This window comes from Thalassomonas sp. RHCl1 (genome assembly GCF_947387555.1).
Classification (GTDB): domain Bacteria; phylum Pseudomonadota; class Gammaproteobacteria; order Enterobacterales; family Alteromonadaceae; genus Thalassomonas.
Map to the genome: position 1 here is coordinate 1,012,915 of NZ_CANDNZ010000002.1, position 19,111 is coordinate 1,032,025.

At 48.4% G+C, this 19,111-nt stretch carries 16 protein-coding genes; 9 read left to right on the forward strand and 7 right to left on the reverse strand.

Annotation, left to right across the window (positions count from 1 at the left end; genetic code table 11):
* Window positions 1-14: 14 nt before the first annotated feature.
* Window positions 15-851, forward strand: a complete 837-nt coding sequence (cobA, locus tag QL234_RS10375) for a uroporphyrinogen-III C-methyltransferase (protein WP_281557745.1) — start codon at window positions 15-17, stop codon at window positions 849-851.
* Window positions 852-1,199: 348 nt separating this feature from the next.
* On the opposite strand, the gene QL234_RS10380 is transcribed toward cobA, so the two are convergent.
* Window positions 1,200-1,394 carry a hypothetical protein gene (locus QL234_RS10380; protein WP_044835759.1) on the reverse strand — a complete coding sequence of 65 codons (195 nt, stop codon included), beginning with the start codon at window positions 1,392-1,394 and terminating at the stop codon, window positions 1,200-1,202.
* Between the two features lie 354 nt (window positions 1,395-1,748).
* On the opposite strand from QL234_RS10380, the gene QL234_RS10385 reads away from it, so the two are divergent.
* Together QL234_RS10385 and QL234_RS10390 are read left to right on the forward strand one after the other, a co-directional pair.
* Window positions 1,749-2,288: a GNAT family N-acetyltransferase gene (locus QL234_RS10385; RefSeq protein ID WP_281557746.1), complete on the forward strand. Its 540-nt coding sequence runs from the start codon at window positions 1,749-1,751 to the stop codon at window positions 2,286-2,288.
* Window positions 2,289-2,532: 244 nt separating this feature from the next.
* Window positions 2,533-3,798, forward strand: a complete 1,266-nt coding sequence (locus tag QL234_RS10390; protein ID WP_281557747.1) for a DUF2235 domain-containing protein — start codon at window positions 2,533-2,535, stop codon at window positions 3,796-3,798.
* A 192-nt stretch (window positions 3,799-3,990) separates the two neighbouring features.
* Here QL234_RS10390 and QL234_RS10395 read toward each other — a convergent pair whose 3' ends face one another.
* The 3 genes from QL234_RS10395 to QL234_RS10405 all read right to left on the reverse strand — a co-directional run bounded on the left by QL234_RS10395 (window position 3,991) and on the right by QL234_RS10405 (window position 7,351).
* Complete coding sequence (locus QL234_RS10395; RefSeq protein WP_281557748.1) at window positions 3,991-4,890, reverse strand: methyl-accepting chemotaxis protein; 900 nt, start codon at window positions 4,888-4,890, stop codon at window positions 3,991-3,993.
* Window positions 4,891-4,919: 29 nt separating this feature from the next.
* Window positions 4,920-5,111 (reverse strand): nitrate/nitrite transporter NrtS, encoded by a 192-nt coding sequence (gene nrtS, locus QL234_RS10400; RefSeq protein WP_201777840.1) that lies wholly within the window; start codon window positions 5,109-5,111, stop codon window positions 4,920-4,922.
* A 635-nt stretch (window positions 5,112-5,746) separates the two neighbouring features.
* A complete protein-coding gene (locus QL234_RS10405; RefSeq protein ID WP_281557749.1) occupies window positions 5,747-7,351 on the reverse strand; it encodes an NAD(P)/FAD-dependent oxidoreductase in 1,605 nt (534 codons plus the stop codon).
* A gap of 392 nt (window positions 7,352-7,743) precedes the next feature.
* Here QL234_RS10405 and fdxA point away from each other — a divergent pair, with 392 nt between their 5' ends.
* The gene (gene fdxA, locus QL234_RS10410) at window positions 7,744-8,067 is read left to right on the forward strand and encodes a ferredoxin FdxA (protein WP_281557750.1); all 324 of its coding nucleotides are present in this window, start codon (window positions 7,744-7,746) and stop codon (window positions 8,065-8,067) included.
* Between the two features lie 355 nt (window positions 8,068-8,422).
* Here fdxA and QL234_RS10415 read toward each other — a convergent pair whose 3' ends face one another.
* From QL234_RS10415 to QL234_RS10425, 3 genes are read right to left on the reverse strand one after another with little or no spacing between them, the layout of a single operon-like run.
* Entirely contained in the window at window positions 8,423-8,929 is a 507-nt protein-coding gene (locus tag QL234_RS10415; protein WP_281557751.1) for a DUF6484 domain-containing protein, read from the reverse strand.
* Between the two features lie 31 nt (window positions 8,930-8,960).
* Window positions 8,961-11,009, reverse strand: coding sequence for a type VI secretion system tip protein TssI/VgrG (gene tssI, locus QL234_RS10420; RefSeq protein ID WP_281557752.1), 2,049 nt, complete (start codon window positions 11,007-11,009; stop codon window positions 8,961-8,963).
* 49 nt (window positions 11,010-11,058) lie between these two features.
* Window positions 11,059-14,205: a serine/threonine-protein kinase gene (locus QL234_RS10425; protein ID WP_281557753.1), complete on the reverse strand. Its 3,147-nt coding sequence runs from the start codon at window positions 14,203-14,205 to the stop codon at window positions 11,059-11,061.
* Between the two features lie 413 nt (window positions 14,206-14,618).
* Between QL234_RS10425 and tssA the strand changes: the two genes are divergently transcribed.
* From tssA to QL234_RS10450, 5 genes are all read left to right on the forward strand, one after another.
* Window positions 14,619-15,653, forward strand: coding sequence for a type VI secretion system protein TssA (gene tssA, locus QL234_RS10430; protein WP_281557754.1), 1,035 nt, complete (start codon window positions 14,619-14,621; stop codon window positions 15,651-15,653).
* An 11-nt stretch (window positions 15,654-15,664) separates the two neighbouring features.
* Entirely contained in the window at window positions 15,665-16,183 is a 519-nt protein-coding gene (gene tssB, locus QL234_RS10435; protein ID WP_281557755.1) for a type VI secretion system contractile sheath small subunit, read from the forward strand.
* Entirely contained in the window at window positions 16,176-17,666 is a 1,491-nt protein-coding gene (tssC, locus tag QL234_RS10440; RefSeq protein ID WP_281557756.1) for a type VI secretion system contractile sheath large subunit, read from the forward strand. The genes tssB and tssC overlap by 8 nt, the downstream gene beginning before the upstream one ends.
* 29 nt (window positions 17,667-17,695) lie before the next feature.
* Window positions 17,696-18,178 carry a type VI secretion system tube protein Hcp gene (locus QL234_RS10445; protein ID WP_281557757.1) on the forward strand — a complete coding sequence of 161 codons (483 nt, stop codon included), beginning with the start codon at window positions 17,696-17,698 and terminating at the stop codon, window positions 18,176-18,178.
* Window positions 18,179-18,255: 77 nt separating this feature from the next.
* The gene (locus tag QL234_RS10450) at window positions 18,256-19,050 is read left to right on the forward strand and encodes a type VI secretion system accessory protein TagJ (protein WP_281557758.1); all 795 of its coding nucleotides are present in this window, start codon (window positions 18,256-18,258) and stop codon (window positions 19,048-19,050) included.
* The last annotated feature ends 61 nt before the right edge of the window (window positions 19,051-19,111 follow it).

Consider the following 19,111-nt stretch of genomic DNA (forward strand, 5'->3'; position numbering starts at 1 on the left):
GCAAGATGAATATAGTGAAAAATAAAATCAGCCAAACCCCTTTTAACAGCGGGGAAGTTGCCCTGGTAGGCTCAGGCCCCGGCGATCCTGAATTATTAACTTTAAGAGCCCTTAGATTTATCGAACAGGCAGAAGTCACCGTATACGACCGCCTGGTCAGCGATGAAATCATGGCTCTGCTGCCCGAAGATAATGAAAAATATTACGTCGGCAAAGAGCAGGCAAAACACTGCGTGCCCCAGGATAAAATCAATGAGCTCTTGCTTGACCTGGCCAGACAGGGCAAGCGGGTATTACGCCTTAAAGGCGGCGATCCCTTTATTTTTGGCCGCGGCGGCGAAGAAGCCCAGTATTTACTGGAAAACGGTGTCAGCTGCCACACCTGTCCCGGGATCACCGCGGCATCCGGCTGTACCACCTATGCCGGTATCCCCCTCACCCACCGCGGCGTCGCCCAGGGCTGTACCTTCATCACCGGCCATATGCAAAATAACGGTCAGCTCAACCTGCCGTGGCAAAGCCTGGCCTGCGACAGCCAGACCATAGTCTTTTATATGGGCATCAATACCCTGCCCGTTATCACCGAGCAGCTGATCAAACACGGCAGAAGAGCGGACACCCCGGTCGCCCTGATCCGAAAAGGCACCCGGGAAGATCAGGAAGTCTACCGCGGCGTGTTAAGCACCCTGCCGCAACTGGCGCAAAAACATAAAATCACCCCGCCAACCCTGATCATCATCGGCGATGTCGTTAATGAGTTAACCAGCGAAGCGGTCAGCATTCCCGGTTTTTTATCCGCAGATGAGTATGCAGCACGCCTTGGCAATGCCGAACTGGTGAAATACGCCTGATCTAAGCGGGCTCACTGTCACAGCACTAAGGCCGTTCGCGGTCTTAGTGTTGTCGCTGATATTACTAACAGCCCCAAACGATGACACAACTCACAGACAAAAAACACCAACGTTTAAAGCCCGGTACCAGCAGCATTATCAGCTTTATCACCGATAAAACAGACTATCAGCGATCGGGAAAATAGTAATCAGGTTAAAAAATTAAAACAGGAGAGCTGGACCAGCTTACCTGCAAATAAGGCGGCAACACCGATTTGCACGTAAGGTTAAAAAGTTAAATCAGCAGACAAGCTGAGTAAGGGGAGATACCCCGGGTCGGGGAAAACCGGACCCGGTGCATATCAGAGATTAATTGGCTTTAGCGGCCTGCTCTTCAGTGACCATTTCATATTCATAATGAAAAGCCCTGTGTGGACGGCCTGAATCGCCGATGATCTCAACCGTAGTTGATCTTGGACCGACCAGAACGGCGTCAAACTCTTTACCCTTTACGCAGCCGTCTTCTGCACCACCAAAAATATCGCAAGTTAATTTAATTCGCATAGCTTCTTTTCAATTAGATAACAACAGATAGCTGACAATTATATCACAGATATGCCTGCAACGAAAAGGGGCTAAAAACGAGATTTATTGATCTGATCACCGGGAGACACCAATAACCATAAATAATTTAAAGTATATTTTTCTTGATCTTAGCGCTTAATGGCTGGTTTTTACTGAACAAGCAAAAAGAACTCGGCAATGACAAGGTAATAACACAGCTCAAAAAACACATGCTCTGCATATATTGCCATTGCCGCTAAATAGCCCTTCGCCATCGCCAAAGATCGTTATACACTAACAGCCTAGCCTGTCGGGCAATCTAATAATTAGCTAATATGAAGTGACACATCCAAAATGAAAATAATAAACTCGCAACGCCTCAAGTATGCACTGATGACCGGCGACGATGCCCAACACTTGTTTGAGCTTGATCAGGATACAGAAGTTATGCGCTACATAAACGGCGGTAAAGTCACCACCATGCAAGAGATCAGGGAGGTCTACATTCCCAGGATGCAAAGTTATACCAACGAAGCGCTGGGTTGGGGCCTGTGGAAGGTAGAGCTGACGCAAACAAATGAATTTATTGGCTGGGTTTTAGTACGGCCAATGGAGTTTTTTACCGACCACCCGCAAAACGACAACCTGGAGCTGGGCTGGCGTTTTATGCAAAAAGCCTGGGGCAAAGGTTATGCAACCGAAGCCGCACTGAGCATTACCAAAGCCATCGCCGAGCAAACATCAGTCAAGTATTTCAGCGCTGTTGCCATGGAAGACAATGCCGGCTCCATTAATATCATGAAAAAACTGGGCATGGAATTTCTAAAAAAAGAACTGCACAAGGATCCCCTAGGCGATATGGAAGCCGTCTATTACCAGTGTGATGCCAGGTAACCCCTTACGATAAGTGATAACATCCAGATATCAAACGTTTAATTTTACGCCTTACCTTCTGGCTTAAGAAGCAACCACCTCATCCCCTGCCCGGGCTTAATTCTGTCCGCTCAGGGGAAAGGCAGTACCGGTATTCCCGGGCAGCATTCGCAGTTATTTCAACTATAATTTCATCAAAGCTGCAAGGCGTCAGCTTTGGATTTTAACCCCTCTCCCCTTGCAAACATTTGCCTTTTGGAGATGTATGATGAAAGTACAAAATAAGCGCATCGTGATCTGTTGTGATGGTACCTGGAATACCCCGGATAAACCCACCAATGTTGTCAAGATCGTTCGCTCTCTCACCCCCTATGGCAAGGATGGCAAAAACCAGGTGGTTTTTTATGATCAGGGCGTGGGCACCTACAATGCCTCAGATCGCATGATGGGCATATTCGGTAAAGGTATCGGGCAAAACATTATCGATGCCTATCGTTTTATCGCCCACAACTATCAGGAAGGAGATGATATCTACTGCTTTGGCTTCAGTCGCGGCGCCTATACCGTCAGGGCCCTTGGCGGTATGCTGCATACGGTTGGTTTATTACCTAAAGACGAGCTGCATACCCTGCCCCAGGCCTATAAGTATTACCGCACCCCACCCCACAAACGTGAATACCAGCGCTATTCCCACTATCCCAAGCCGGAAATAGCCGTTATGGCGGTATGGGATACGGTCGGGGCCTTAGGCGTACCTATTCCTCTACTGGGACAATTAACCAAACCCTGGGTAGGATTTTTTGACACCCGGTTGACGCCGGAAATCAAGCACGCCTACCAGGCGCTGGCCATCGATGAAAAAAGGCCCCCCTTCAAACCGGCTTTGTGGACCGGAAGCAGCCACCCGGGACAAACGATTGAACAGGTATGGTTTGCCGGCTGCCATAGTGATATTGGCGGCGGCTATGATGAGTCCAGTTTATCGGATATCAGCTTGTTGTGGATGATCCAGAAAGTCGCCTCGTTAGGACTGGATTTTGATCAAAGCTATCTCAAAGACAAATCAAAAGTTGATGCCAATGTCTGTGGGCGCATGCATGACTCCTATAGCCTGCCTTACCGGTTAATGGAACGCCTCGGCGGCAAAGCTGAAATCCGCTCCCTCGAAGGAGAGCTTGATTACCCCGCCATTAATGTCTCTATTCATGAAAGCGTGCTTGAGCGGCTCAAAAAAGTCGATGACTACCAGCCGGAAAATCTGCATGAAAGCTGGTCTTTTGCCCGCAGCGACGAAAGGCGGCACTTCTCCCGCATCATCACCAGCCAGCTCACCGGGGAAATCCAGATAGATCAGCAGCAAACCCCTTGCAAGATATTGGATTATTCTCCTTTAGGCGGCGCCCGGGTGCAATGCGACAATGAATTGGATAAGCTGGAGAAGATCACCATAAGCTCGGCAAAATTTGCCAAAACCCTGGCGACCTGCGCCTGGAAAAAAGACAATATCTACGGTCTGAATTTCGCAGCATAACTGGCGATATGTTTTGCGAAATTCTAAGCAAAAATTGACCTGTGCTTTAATAACAGCATTTGCAAGATAAGTCGCTTAACGCTTTATCCCGCTGGGGGCCAATAACAAATCCCCCCTGTCAAAATGCCCACGGACGGGACAAAGTTGACAACGCAAGCGCCGCAACCACAGGCGACGCTTGCGCAAACCGGCTTACTTGGTCATTAACTGCTTAACAAGTTCCTGTCCCAGCTCGGCATTTTCAGCAGAGCCGTCAAGGGCGTTGCGGGTATCCTCAATAAGTTGTCGCATATTTTCTTTAATGGTTTCCGAGTCGCTTAGCTGATGTTGTACCTGGGCAATGGTAGACTCCACCAGGCTAGAGCTTGACGTCGACAAGGCCACTAAGGATTGCAGGTTTTCCATGGTGGTACCGGCGATATCGACACTCGAATCAATAATGCCCGAGACCTGCTTTTGCTTATCAATAATAGAAGAGGAAATATCCATGATGTTTTTCATTTCATTTTGGATCTGATCCGCCGACTGGTTGGCGGTATTGGCCAGGGAGCGCACTTCATCTGCCACCACGGCAAAGCCCCGGCCATGCTCACCTGCACGGGCGGCTTCAATCGCCGCATTTAACGCCAGTAAATTGGTTTGATCAGCAATACCTTTAATGGACTCCACCAATTGGCCGATATTTTTATTGTTTTCATCCAGACTCACCAGTAATTCGGTAAACTCCCGAATATATTGTGCCGAGGTCATCACATTCTGACTAAGATCTTCAAGCTGTTTAATACCCTGTTCAGAAGTTTCTGCGGTATCTTTTGCCGATTTGAAAGAATCGTGGGAGGTTTGTTCAATGCCTTCGGACTGTTCGATAAAGGACTGGATCAGCTGATAGTTATCTTCAATCTCTGCCAGGCGGTTCGAGGAAGCCTGGTTGACCTTTTGCGCATTGTCGGTGATCTGCCGGGCAATATCCAAGGCGCCGCTTTGTTCAAGTTGCTCAACTAACTGCGCTTTGGCCATCAAATCGGCTAATTCATCTTTCGCGATCAAGGCCTGATCGGCGGGAATATTATTACTGTTAAATAGATTAAACATTAGAAAGCCTTATAAGTTAATAAGTTGAGTTATTTATTTTCCAGATTCATCATAGTATCTACACTGGCATAGGTGGAGACGCAATAAGGAACACAGTAGGTCAGCAGGATTTGGATATAGTTGCCCAATGCCAACTGCCCTGAAAGGAAAACATCCAGTTGATTTATCATCACTAAGATAGTGCCGACAATTAATGCGACCTTTAAAGAACGTGTGATCACTTTGGCTCTCGTTGCCAGATGAAACCAATGTATGAAGCTACTGCCAGAAGTTTTCATAAACATCACATTAAGTTAAAGTGAATATTCAGACCAAGGGAACCACGAGTATAGAGAAAAATATCTGTCGGCTCACCAAATAAATCACTGTTTCGTAAAAATATTATTTTCTTCCTCTGGATTGATAAAACCGATTGCCACGGTTTTTATCACTTTTTCATCACCTGCATATGCCGGATAACAGTGAACAAGTGCTGCAACATCACGATCAATAAAAGCCAGCGTCCCAATAATTTTAGCTGGTTTTCACTATCCGGGCAGAGCAAATCAGATTTGATTAGCTGATGGCGCAACAAAAGGGATAGAAACTGCGGTAGCTGGAAATAGCAGAGATCTGCTTTATCTAGCCAGTCTTTTGATGTTCATAGTGAAGCTTCTGCCAACAAGCACCTGGGGTAAAGGAAAAACACCGCGGACAAGCAAGTTGAAACCGGCACGGCTATGGCGTCTCAAACAGGGTTAACAAGGGAAATGCTGGCGCATAACCTTAAGTTATGCGCCTAAAGAAGGTCAGCGCCAGAGGCTTCCTTACTCCGCCATCGCCAATAAAGCGACTCGTTAGAGCAATAAAACCTGAACTATTTCTCGCCGTTAATGCTTAATGCCATGGCTTCTGCCACTTTTATGCCGTCAATGGCGGCTGACATGATGCCCCCGGCATAACCGGCTCCTTCTCCTGCGGGGAAAAGTCCGCGGGTGTTGAGGCTCTGCAAGCTGTCGTCACGTTTAATACAAATAGGGGACGAAGTCCGGGTTTCCACGCCGGTCAGGGTCGCTTCATCCATGGCAAAACCTTTGATCTTACGGTTAAAGGCAGGTAAAGCTTCACGGATGGCCTCAATACAATAATCAGGTAAAACGTCCGACAGGTCCGTTAACTTGATACCGGGTTTATAGGAAGGCTCAACCTCCCCTAAAGCCTCGGACGATTTGCCTTTAAGGAAATCCCCCACCAACTGCGCCGGCGCGTCATAATTTTCACCGCCAAGCTTAAAGGCAGCGCTTTCCAGTTTACGCTGAAAGTCTATACCCGCCAGCGGGTGACCCGGATAATCGGAAGGGTCAATACCGACAACGATGGCGCTGTTGGCGTTCATTTCATTACGGGAATACTGGCTCATGCCGTTGGTGACCACGCGGTTTTCTTCCGATGTCGCCGCAACAACCGTGCCCCCCGGACACATACAGAAACTATACACTGAGCGGCCATTGTTACAGTGATGGACCAGCTTATAATCAGCGGCCCCTAAAGTAGGGTGACCGGCAAATTCACCATAATAATTCTTATCTATCAGGGATTGCTTGTGCTCCACCCGAAAACCCACAGAAAACGGTTTAGCTTCAACATAAACCCCTTTGTTGTGGATCATCTGAAAGGTATCACGGGCGCTATGCCCTATGGCCAGGGCAATATGTTTTGACTTTATTTGTGAGCCGTCCGCCAACGTCAGGCCGGTTACCTGGCCATCTTCCAGGTGCAGATCATCCACCCGGGCGCCGAAACGGATTTCACCGCCGAGGGCGATAATTTTGGCACGCATTTTTTCCACCATGGACACCAGTTTAAAGGTACCGATATGGGGCTTGCTGACGTAGAGAATTTCTGCGGGCGCGCCGGCATCAACAAATTCATTTAACACTTTGCGGCTGTAGTGTTTCTTATCTTTGATTTGCGTTGATAACTTACCGTCAGAGAAAGTACCGGCTCCGCCTTCGCCGTACTGTACGTTGGACTCGGTATTCAGCTGCTTCTTGCGCCAGAAACCAAAAGTATCTTTGGTGCGCTCACGCACTTCTTTACCCCGATCGAGAATAATAGGTTTATAACCCATTTCCGCTAAAATCAGGCCAACAAAAATACCACAGGGGCCAAAACCCACCACCACAGGACGTTCTTGCAGATCTTCGCTTGCCTGTGCGACAAACTTATACGCCATATCCGGTGTTTTTCTGATGTTCGGATCCCGGTCAAACTTTGCCAGCAATTCATCGTCAATCGTGGTTTCCACATCCAGGGTATACATCAGGAAAATCGATTTTTTATTCCTGGCATCTATCCCACGGCGAAAAACTGTGGTCTTGACCAGTTGCTCCGGGCTGATTTTCAGGCAGGATAAAACCTGGGCATCCAGTGCTTCCTGGCTATGCTCTAAGGGTAATTTGATGTTCGATATTCGTATCATCCGGGAATTCCAGTCATGTAAATCTTATCTTTGCTAAGCTGGACAGGCCTGTTTATCTCGGGCAATTTTTTACAGCTTAAGTCGTGCAGATCCACCCGGCGTATATTTTCGGCTAAGCTGATACTCAATGTCACACTTGTGTGCGACTTAGAGATAACTCAGGGCACACAGGACGGGCAAATAGCCGGCGAACAGGTTAACAGCGGGGATCCGGGGCGCATTCTACTGCAAAAGCGCCGTTTGCGGAAATACTTTTCACCCGGGTCTCGTATGCGGTCATGAATAATTTTATCATAGGCATTGAAATTACCCCGATAACGGGTATGATCTCGCCGCCTGAGCAGATAGTGGATAATTTGTCAGTTTAAACGGCGGAGTTGGCGGAGAAAATCATGGCGTTTGTAGTAACAGATAATTGTATAAAATGTAAATATACCGACTGTGTTGCGGTCTGCCCTGTGGATGCCTTTCACCAGGGGCCTAATTTTTTAGCCATCAATCCCAATGTCTGTATCGATTGCGAGTTATGTGTACCGGAATGCCCCGCCGAAGCCATTTTCCAGGAAGAAGCCCTGCCACCGGGCCAGGAACAATTCTTAAAATTAAATGAAGAGCTGAGTGAGATCTGGCCGGTGATCACCGAAGTGATTCCTGCGCCTGAAGATGCCGACAAGTTCAACGGTATCGCCAATAAGTTGCCGCAACTGATGGTATAAGTCCCTTGAGTTACTAAGCTAACCCTTCTACATTCTTGCGCCGGCGTCAACCCGAGCGTGTGTGCCAGGAGCATACCTTTTTCCGTTAATTACGCCAGAGTTTGTTCAAAAGCCAGGGGAAGAGCCTTTTCTCAGCCTTGATAAAAGACAGGGATAAAATGACGAAAATATAAGCTTGTTAGCAGCGTTATATAGCCCATATCGCTCTGGCCAGGCAAATCCGAAGGAAACTCAGGCATTAATCCGCTTATCCTTAAACGATAATGTCCGCCGATACCGCTCGACACCCGGGGAGAGCTCGCAAAGTGCCGATATTAGCAACAGGCTGCTGATAAGCAGCTGATGGTGCTTAGTACTAATTTATCTGTACCGAACCGCCCTTGATACGATTGGCAAATTGCGCCCGGCTTAACAGATTGGTACCGCTCACCAAAATTTTGCCATTTTTTTTCAAGGTGATGCTTGCCTCACCGCATTTTAATACCAATTCATTTTTTGCCGTTAAGACCAGCCGCTTATCGTCAAGCTTTAATTCGAGCGGTTTATGCTGCTCCTTTGACTCCTCACTTGGCTCTGTGCTTAGTTCCTCACCTGATGCTTCACTTAGTTCAGGACGAGAAAATTCAAGCAAAGGCCCAATAATCACCGGTTTGAGTGGATCGCCGCCGGTAAACAGCAATGCCAGTTTCTTTCCCAAATGCTGATGTTCAAGCAGTACGGTGGTTTGGGCAATAACCGGCTCCTCGGTGGGATTTTCACCATAAACGACCAAAGGTTTATCATCAGAAAAGCCCACCAATACACCGATAACAACACCGTGTAAGGCTTGTCTCTGCCCTTTTTTATTGATCAGCTGTTGCATTTTTACCTCCTTAAGTACGGCTACAGGCCGGTTAGTTTTGGGTAATTTTAGCCCCTTTGATGACAACATTGCCGCCGGCCTTAATATTGACTTTACCGCTGGCATCCAGGGTAATATTCTTGCCCTTCACCGTGATATCGCCATTTTTTTTCATTACCACTTTTGCATCGCCGGTAACCAGGGTAATTTCATCGCCGGCAGAGATGACAATTTTTTTCTCAACCTGCTGCAGGTAATCTTTGCCGATACTGATCTTATGGCTTTTTTCATAATTTTCAATCACTTCACCAGATACCGTCACAGACTTATCCTTATCCACGCTTTCCATCAAATTTTTACCTACGGTTAAGGTTCGGTTGGCGCCTATGGTAATGGTTTCATTTTTGTCGATATTTTCATTATTGTCTTTCGCTACGCTTAAACTGCGATTTTCCCCGATACTGACACTTTCATTTTTTGCCACCGATTCGCTGCGGTTATTGCCTATGGCAATAGTTTCATCGTTGCCGACACTTTCACTGCGATCATGACCTATGGTAACCGTTTCATCATGGTCAATATTCTTTTCCATGTCATGCTGGCCATGCAGTAAAATAAGCTCGCTGTCTTTACTGTCATCAAACATCAAAGTGTTGTCGCCGCTGCCTTTGGGGGTACTGCGGGATTTTAAACCGCTCACCATCGCCTTTGCCGGCAGGGAATTCGGACTTTTATTTTGACCGTTATAGACCCTGCCGGTAATAATCGGCCGGTCGGGATCTCCGCCGAGAAATTCAACGATCACTTCCTCGCCGATGCGGGGAATGTCGATACCGCCAAAGCCACTGCCGGCATGTACCTGGGATACCCGGATCCAGCAAGAGCTGTTCTCGTCACTGGCTCCCTGACGATCCCAGTGAAATTGCACTTTTACCCGCCCCAATTCGTCGGTCCAGATCTCTTCACCGCTTTTCCCCACCACCACAGCCGTTTGCGGGCCATACATGATAGGTTTTTTCAGCTTGATATCCGGGCGAAAAGTCGTATCAGCCGGGATCGCCGTAAACTGGCAGCGATAAACATCTTGCCCTTCATCAGCGCTGTCGGCCTTAAAATCATCATTTTCTATGGCTAAGGTCGCAGAGGCCACAAGGTAATCGCGGTTTTGCTGCTCCCTGAAATACTCGGTTAAGTTAAAAACACTGCCGGCAGTAAGCAGCCTGTGGTTACTGGCCCCGGATACGGTTTCAAAACGCTTGTTTTCACTTTCCATCAGCAACCGGGTATAGTTATCCCCCAGAGATCTCTGCTGGTATTTCCCCGGATACCGAAAACGTTCAAATGCCGATAATGACGGCAAAACCGGATCACTGGCCAGGGTTTCGAGGTTTTTTGCCGGCGAGTGATAGTCATAGTCGGTTCTTCTGATCCCGCCGCTGCACACTTTTTTATGTTGCTGCCATTGCTCTATGAAGGCACTTTGTCGCTGCTGACGGCGATATTCGCTTGCCCGGTAATGGATATCGCCTATTTTCTCCAGCGAGCTGTTCTCGTCCACCAGCACCAGGATATGGTTATTTTCACTGTGTTTAAAAAAATAAAAGATCCCTTCCTGCGCCAGCAAGCGCGAGATAAAATCAAAATCGCTTTCATTAAACTGCACCACATAATCTTTGGCGGGATATGAACCACTCAAGTGATCTTCAACATCAGAAAAGCCCAGTTCATCAAACACCGTTTTAATAATTTGCGGATAACTTTGCTTTTGGAAAATGCGGCAATTTTCACTTAAATTCAGCAGCCATAGCCAGGGACGAATTTCGGCAAAATACCTGAACTGATCGGCATACGGCTCCATTTGATAAAATTCAGTGACATAACCATTGATATAACGCGGACTGCCCTCGGCGGTGGCAATCGAAACGGTAACACTTTTTGCCAGCAAGTCATCACTGTTGATGCAGTTATCTTCACTGAAAAGTTCTAATTTGTAATGGAAAGGGGCGGCTAAGGCCTCAACGCCCTGCAACTTATATAATAAAAGTTTATCGGCCGCCAACGGGGTGCTGATGGCAAACTGTCGCTTGCTTTGAGTCGCCAAAATACTGTCCTTTATTTACAGTAGGCTTAAAACCCGGGAGATCTCTGTGTTAATTATTGGAGTTTTTCTCCAGCAATGCCATTTTCGATTTTAAAACCGCCAGCTCCGGTCTTGACGGGGCCAGCTTGGCCAGGCGGTCATAAAAGACCCGGGCTTTTATTAACTCCCCCTGGTTCAGGTAGCCGTCCGCCATGCTCACCAGCTGCTTATAGATGCGGTCCAGGCCTTTTTTTGCCTGTGCATTTTCCGGATCTATCGCCAATACCTGCTGATAAAAGTAATGGGCACTGTTATTCCAGGGTAAAGTAAGATTACCGCTTTTGACCTTCGACTTGGCTTTTTGAATGAGATCGGGAATAGAAGCCCGCAAACGGGCCTGTCTTTCATCCCATTGTGCCTGGGCAAATTCAAGATCTTGGTATAGCTTGATAAACCCGGGATCTTTTTCAAGATAGGGTGCCAGGCTTGCCATTTTTTTCCGCGTCGGGGTCAGGCGGTTACGCTTTATGTCTGTTGACAGCAGGTTAAACAACTCAGCTTTAACCGCCTGATACCCGCCGCTTGCCTTTTCATGTTCCGGCGATACTTGTAACAGCTGAGCGTAGGCCAAAGTAGCCTCAAGCCATAATGCCTTTTGACTTGCCCCTTCGGCTTTTGCCAACAGCAGCTTGCTGGTATGTAACTTCTCTTTTTCAGCGATTTCATCTTGTATTTGGTTAAACAGGTTAACCGCCAGCGGATTATCGGGATGTAAAGTGATCGCCCGCTCCAGTGCCGTTAGCACCACAGGATAATTTTCAGCGGCACTGCGCTCCTGGGCAAAGGTGAGAAACAACTCGCTTAAACGCCGGTAGCCCTCAAGCGCCTGCTGCTCAAACGGCTGCTGCAATAGCACCTTGCGGTAAGCATTCAGGGCCGAAGTTAACCGGTTAAGGTTGAGGGGATAGTGCTGCAAGTCCCTCTCTCCTTGAGCCAGCAGGGCCGTTAATTGCGCCTGCGCCATAGGCTGGCTCCCGCTCTGAGCCGTTTTTTCCTGCAGGGCGTTATTGAGGACAACCACCCGCTCCTGTTCATTGGCGATACGTGAGAGCCGGTAAATCGCCTGGCGGGCGCTGCTGATATCCGAGCGTTTTATCGCCTCTATCGCCTGCTGCTCTACCGCTGCGACAATAGCATCAAGTCCCTCAATAGCTTTTGCATTATCCTGCTCAAGCTCCAGCACCATAACATAAAGAAAATAGGCACTGAGTCCGGCTTCGGCGTAATAATTCTCTTGCTCGAAAGCACTTTTAGCTTTTAGCAGATAACCCTCTACCTGCCTGGCCTTAAATGCTGTTTTTTGTTGCGCCAAAACAGCCTTGTCGGCATAGCCGTCAATACCGGCCTCAAGGGAGCGAACTTTGGGATGATCCGGCATCAAATTTCGGGCAATCGCCAGAACCTGCTTCGCTTGCTCAAGCGCGCGCTCCTGAACAAAGATCTTGCCGCTGTCGACGGCTTTATGAAAAATCACCGCTTTAAGGGTTTCTACCTCCTGGTTTTCCGGTTGCAGGCTTGCCAGCTGCTGCTGTTTTGCCAGCAGGTTTTCAATGTGCACCGCGGTGAGCTTTTCAACCTTTAATCCTGCACTAATTTGTGCCATCAAGGAGCGGATTTTTTCCCGTGTCTGCTGTTGCCCATGCACCTGCTTTTCAAGGGCGTCCAGCTGACGGGCAAAAAGCGTCAGCTGGGGGTGATCACTGTCTATGCTCGCCAGATCCTGCAAAAGCGCTCTCGCTTTTGCTACTTGACGGCTTGCTAATAGCCGGGATAACTGCCCCTCCATGCCCTTAATGCTTTCATCCAGCCCCTGCCTGGCCGGTAAACTTGTGCCGTCGAGTTGTAAAATCTTGGCAAATGCCCCCGCCGCCTGCGTATATTCAAGATGACTTAAGGCCAGCTCTGCCCGGCTAAACAGCTGCTGTTGAGCAACTTGTAATGTAACATCCTTTTCTTGTTCGCCGATAAACGGCAGCAACAGCATCCATGAAATAAGCAATACCGGTAGCGCCACCATGAAAGTATTTTTAACCCGGGGAAATACCGGAGCCTGCTGACACTTAGCAGATAAGTTTTTTCCCCACCGGGCTAATTGGCGCCAAAACTTGCTGACCGGCTCTATTAACCGGGCACAATAATCCCGGGTTTGCTTCACCGGTAAATGAGCAATTCTGTCCTTGAGCACGGCATAATACTTGGCGATAAAACGCCCGAATTTACCGGCATAAGCCGTCACTTTTTCCTGCATTAACGACATAAAAGCAGAAATATTAACTCTTTTGCTCTGCTCAGCCAGTTGCCCTTTATTTAACGCACGATTTAATTCGCTACGTGAATAAACCACAGTGTCTTCGTGCTCTTCTTCGGCCAGCCCCTTAAGCGCCTCATACATCTCAAGTCCGCAGGCATACCTGTCTTCGGGCTTTTTCGCCATCACCGTATTTAAAAACGTCTGATAGCGGGCAAACTTTTTCGGCAGTAGCGGGATAGCATCATTTAAATGCTTAATCGCGGTACCGACAGGCGTAGTGGCTTCATAGGGCACTTTTTTGGTAAGCATTTCATAAAAAACCACCCCCAGGCTATATAAATCGGAGCGCCCGTCAAGCTCATCCCCCATCGCCTGCTCCGGACTCATATATTTGGGGGTTCCCATCACGCTGCCGGCAATGGTCATATTGGTCTTGGAGTCTTCCCGGCGGGCAATGCCAAAGTCTGCCAGGGCAAAACTGCCGTTCTCACGGATCAAAATATTGCTGGGTTTAATATCCCGGTGAATGACCCCTTTGCCGTGGGAAAAATCCAGGGCAAGCGCCATTTCACCGATACATTGATGCACCAGCTTAAGGTCTAAGTCATTATGGATAATGCCGGCGAGATCACCGCCGCAAATGTATTCCATGGATAAGAAGTTGTGGTCATTGATATGGCCGACGTCATACACCTGAATAATATTCGGGTGCATCAGTTTTGCAGATATTTTGGCTTCACGGACAAAACGCTCGCTGAAACTTTGATCAGCATTTAAGCTTTCATCCATTATTTTTAAAGCGACTTCACGATCCAGGTTAATATGTCTCGCCTTATAGACGGACGCCATGCCCCCCTTACCTAACAATTCCATGATTTCGTAGCCGGGTATTGCAATTTCCGACATAATTTTACCTTTGCCAGTTAGCCATAGCTCCTTATCCTGAAAGTATTCATCAATCGTCTGCTCGCAAAATTCCCTGTTTGAAACCGGCGATTAAAGCCCGTCAGCGTGCACCGGACCCCTTGGCCCCGCCAAGGTCAATAGCACAGGAGGAATGTAGAGAAAATACTATAAAGCCCCGTTAGCCCGTAAAATATAGCAGTTAGATTTTCGGCTGCCCAGTTTCTGCCCAAATCAATTTCAATCAAGCTGTTGCTTAGCCTGTACTGCCATTGCATTGTGCTATATTTGAACTATGCTTACTCCGATCTATGGGCTTTGATAATGCCCTCAAGGCAAGCGTCAAGGCTCATCGGGTGTATCGTCATACTATCTCTGTCGGATAGCTTTGATCATAAATCACGTTGGCGCTCAGCATGGATTACTATCAGGTAATTACAGCAATAATCAGCAATGATTCTCCCTGTGGCAACAGCCTCGAAGATGACCCTGGGGTAGAAGCGCTTTATTTTCAGGCCGAAGGCCAGCCGGAACGTTTTGACGGTAACCATACCCTGCCCGCGACCCCGCCCGACTGGGCAAAAATCGAAAAAGCCGCCGCCGGCTTTTTAACACAAAGCAAAGACCTCAACCTGGTTGTTCTGCTTTGTCAGTGCGCCCTTAACCGTCAGGGCATAGCTAAATTCAGTGAATGTTTAACCGCCCTGGATACTCTGCTCAATGACCACTGGGCTGAGGTGTTCCCCCCCCTGGATGACGGCGATGCCACCGAGAGGTTATCGGCGTTGGCAAACCTCAACCATATCAGCAAAACGGTTGCGCCGTTAAAAAACATGCAGCTGGCTAAATCAGGACTTTTTGGTCCCTTGTGCCTCAAGGATCTGGAAGCCCTTGAAATAACCAATACCGATGGCCTCGAAGGATTGAATGAAAGCCAGGTCCGGGCAATTTTTAAAGATACCGACCAAGCATTATTATCCCAACTGTTTGAGCAAATAACCACTTGCCCCGAGCAATTAAAAACCCTAGCGGCAAGTTTCGCCCGCCAGGATCCCAGGGGCCAGTCCCCGAGTTTTGACGACTTGCTCACCGTGCTGGGAAAGATTCACCAACAGCTGGTCAAATATGCCAACCTTAGCGAAACAAACCTTAACGCAGAAGAAACAGCAATACCTGTGGGAGAGCCCGCCATGCAGACCACTATGCAAACCACAATGCAGCCTTCACCCACTAGCAATAACGGCACTATCTCTTGCCGGGCCGATGTTGAACAGGCCATAGACAATATCTGCGATTATTTTCAACAGCATGAACCCTCCAGTCCGGTTCCTTTATTGTTAAAAAGAGCAAAAACCCTGATTAATAAAGACTTTATGCAAATAATGAATGATCTCGCCCCCAATGGTGCCGATCAGGTCAAAGCCCTTGCCGGCATAACTGAGCAAGATTAAGGAGAAAACAGGTGTCAAACAGCGGTCAGAAATTTATTGGTAGGAACCGGGCTCCCCGGGTACAAATTGAATATGATGTCGAACTTTACGGTGCCGAAAAGAAAGTGCAGATCCCGTTTGTGATGGGGGTATTGGCAGACTTAAGCGGCAAGCCGGAAGAAGATTTGCCGGCAATCTCAGAGCGCAAAGCCCTGGAAATCGATGTCGATAACTTTGATGACAGGTTAAAGTCGGTCAAACCCAGGGTGGCGTTTCGCGTTCCCAATACCATGACAGGCGAAGGAGAGCTCAGTGTCGATGTCTCTTTTGAAAGCATGGATGACTTTTCACCGGCAGCCATTGCTGCAAAGGTTGACGGCTTAAAAGATTTATTTAAAGCCCGGCAACAATTAGCCAACCTAATTACCTATATGGACGGTAAAGAAGGTGCGGAAGAGCTGATCCAAAAAGCCATTGCCGATCCGGCCCTGCTTGAGGCCTTGATTTCGGCCCCGAAAGCAGATGCACAAGAGGAAAACCAAGATGACTGATGTAAAAGAATCGCTGGAAGGAGAAGGCGAAGTCCTGACTTCGGATACTTTTTCCCAGTTATTGCAAAAAGAATTTAAACCTAAATCCGATCGGGCCAAAGAAGAAGTCGAAAATGCCGTGCAAACCCTGGCGCAATATGCCCTCAAAGACACACAACTGATCAGCGAAGATACGGTGCGTTCGATAGAAGCCATTATCAGTGCCTTAGACGAGAAAATGAAAAACCAGCTAGATGCCGTGATGCACCATCAGGACTTGCAAAAACTCGAAGGCACCTGGCGCGGATTGCATTACCTGATCAACAACACGGAAACCGATGAGTTTCTTAAAATCCGCGTGATGAATGTCAACAAGCTGGAGCTGGGTAAAAACCTGAAGAAATTTGCCGGTACCGCCTGGGATCAAAGCCCAGTCTTTAAAAAGCTCTATGAAGAAGAATACGGCCAGTTCGGCGGCGAACCTTACGGCTGCCTGGTGGGGGATTATTATTTCGATAACAGCCCGAGTGACGTCAAAATGCTGGCCAATATTGCCAAAGTCAGCGCCGCCTGCCACGCCCCTTTTATCGGGGCGGCATCGCCGAAAATGCTGCAAATGGATACCTGGTCAGAGCTGACCAACCCCAGGGATCTGACAAAAATCATGTCGACTCCGGATTATGCCCCCTATAATTCCCTGCGCGAGTCTGACGATGCCAAATATATTGCCCTGACCATGCCCAGGGTCTTAGCCAGACTGCCCTACGGCGCCGATACCGAGCCGGTGGAAGAATTCGATTATGAAGAAGACAGCTCAGGGGCCGACTCCAGCAAATATACCTGGATGAATGCCGCTTTTTCCATGGCGGTGAACATTAACCGCTCTTTTAAACTTTACGGCTGGTGCTCGAGGATCCGCGGCATAGAATCCGGCGGTGCGGTGGAAGGGTTGCCGGTACACACCTTTCCCAGTGATGACGGCGGCGTCGACATGAAGTGCCCGACCGAAATCGCCATCAGTGACCGGCGCGAAGCCGAGTTATCCAAAATTGGCATGATGCCGCTTATCCACAAGAAAAACACCGATCTGGCCGCCTTTATCGGCGCCCAGACCATACAAAAACCGATAGAGTACGACGACCCCGATGCCACGGCCAATGCGGCGCTGGCGGCGAGGTTGCCTTATTTATTCGCCTCTTGCCGCTTTGCCCATTACCTCAAATGTATCGTCAGGGACAAAATAGGCTCCTTTAAAGAGCGCGAAGACATGCAGCGCTGGCTGCAAAGCTGGATATTAAACTATGTCGACGGCGATCCGGCCAACTCCACCGAAGAAACCAAAGCAAGAAAACCGCTGGCGGCCGCCGAGGTAACGGTTGAAGAAATAGAAGGCAGCCCCGGCTATTACAGCGCTAAATTTTATCTCAGGCCCCATTACCAGCTGGAAGGGCTGACGGCTTCATTAAGACTGGTATCAAAACTACCTTCCATTAAACAAGGTTGATTGACAACGATTGACAGAGGAGAAAGATCATGGCTGTTGACATATTTCTACAACTCGATGGCATCGAGGGGGAGTCTATCGACGACTCCCATGCCCAGGAAATCGATATATTATCCTGGAGCTGGGGCATGTCCCAAAGCGGCACCATGCATTTAGGCGAAGGGGGCGGCGCAGGTAAAGTAAATGTCGAAGATATCTCCTTTACCAAGTATATCGATAACGCCTCCCACGCCCTGATGCTGCGCTGCGCCTCGGGTGAGCATATCCCCAGCGCTAAACTCACCGTCAGGAAGGCGGGAAAAACCCCGCTGGAATATATTATCATGACCTTTACCGATTGCCTGGTCAGCTCGATATCCACCGGCGGCTCCGGCGGAGAAGACAGGCTGACGGAAAACATCGCATTAAACTTTGCCGAAGTAAAATTCGAGTATTCCAAACAGAAAAAAGACGGCTCAGGTGAAGCTGCGAAAGAGTTTGCCTGGAATATTCCCAAAAATGTCAGTGTCTAGACAAATGCGCTTAACTAGCAGCTTTTGGAGAGCAACCGGTGCAGGCTGAACAACTATTAAAAAATCAGCAGCTTAACATGTGTCTGGAACAAACTTGCCAGCAAGTTCAGCGTGCTCCGGATGATATCAGGCAAAGAGTTTTTTTGTTTCAGCTGCTGTGTGTGATGAACCAGTTTAACCGGGCAAGTGAGCAACTGAGCATACTGGCAGAGTTAAGCGACAGCAACCTGGCATTAAAAAACACTTACCAGGCGCTGATTAACGCAGAAAAGTCCCGCTTGCAAATCTTCAACGGCTCCCAGGCGCCGATCATTTTTGGACAGCCCGGCGAATGGATCAGCTATTATCTCCAGGCCCTGGTCAGTTTTAAAGAAAACAATATCCCACGGGCAAAAAAAGAAATAGAAACAGGCGCCTCGCTGGCGCCGGCCATAGGGGGCAGTATCAATGGCAAAACTTTTTTATGGCTGGCCGATGGCGATGTACGCCTTGGCCCGCTGCTGGAGATCATCATCAAGGGCAATTATTACTGGTTACCTTTTACCCGGATAAAAAAACTCATCATAGATGATTTTGAAGATTTGCGGGATCTGGTGTGGTGCCCCTGCCACTTGACCCTGGAAAACCAGGGGGAAATGATCGCTTTTATTCCCAGCCGCTATCCGCTGTTATCCGGGTTTGATATCAAGCAAGATCCCCCCGTAACTGATGCCGACCGCCATGCCAAGTATTGCCTGGCGAGCAACACCTCATGGCAGGCCCCCGAGGAAAACTTTTATATCGGCCAGGGGCTGAGAAGTTTTATTACCGATCACGGCGAATATGCCCTGTCGGAAGTCAATACCATTATCCTGGACCACGGCCCGGCATGAACAACCTCAACCGGTTAATATTCCTCACCCGGGCTCAGCTTGCCGCCATCAAAGGAGCAGC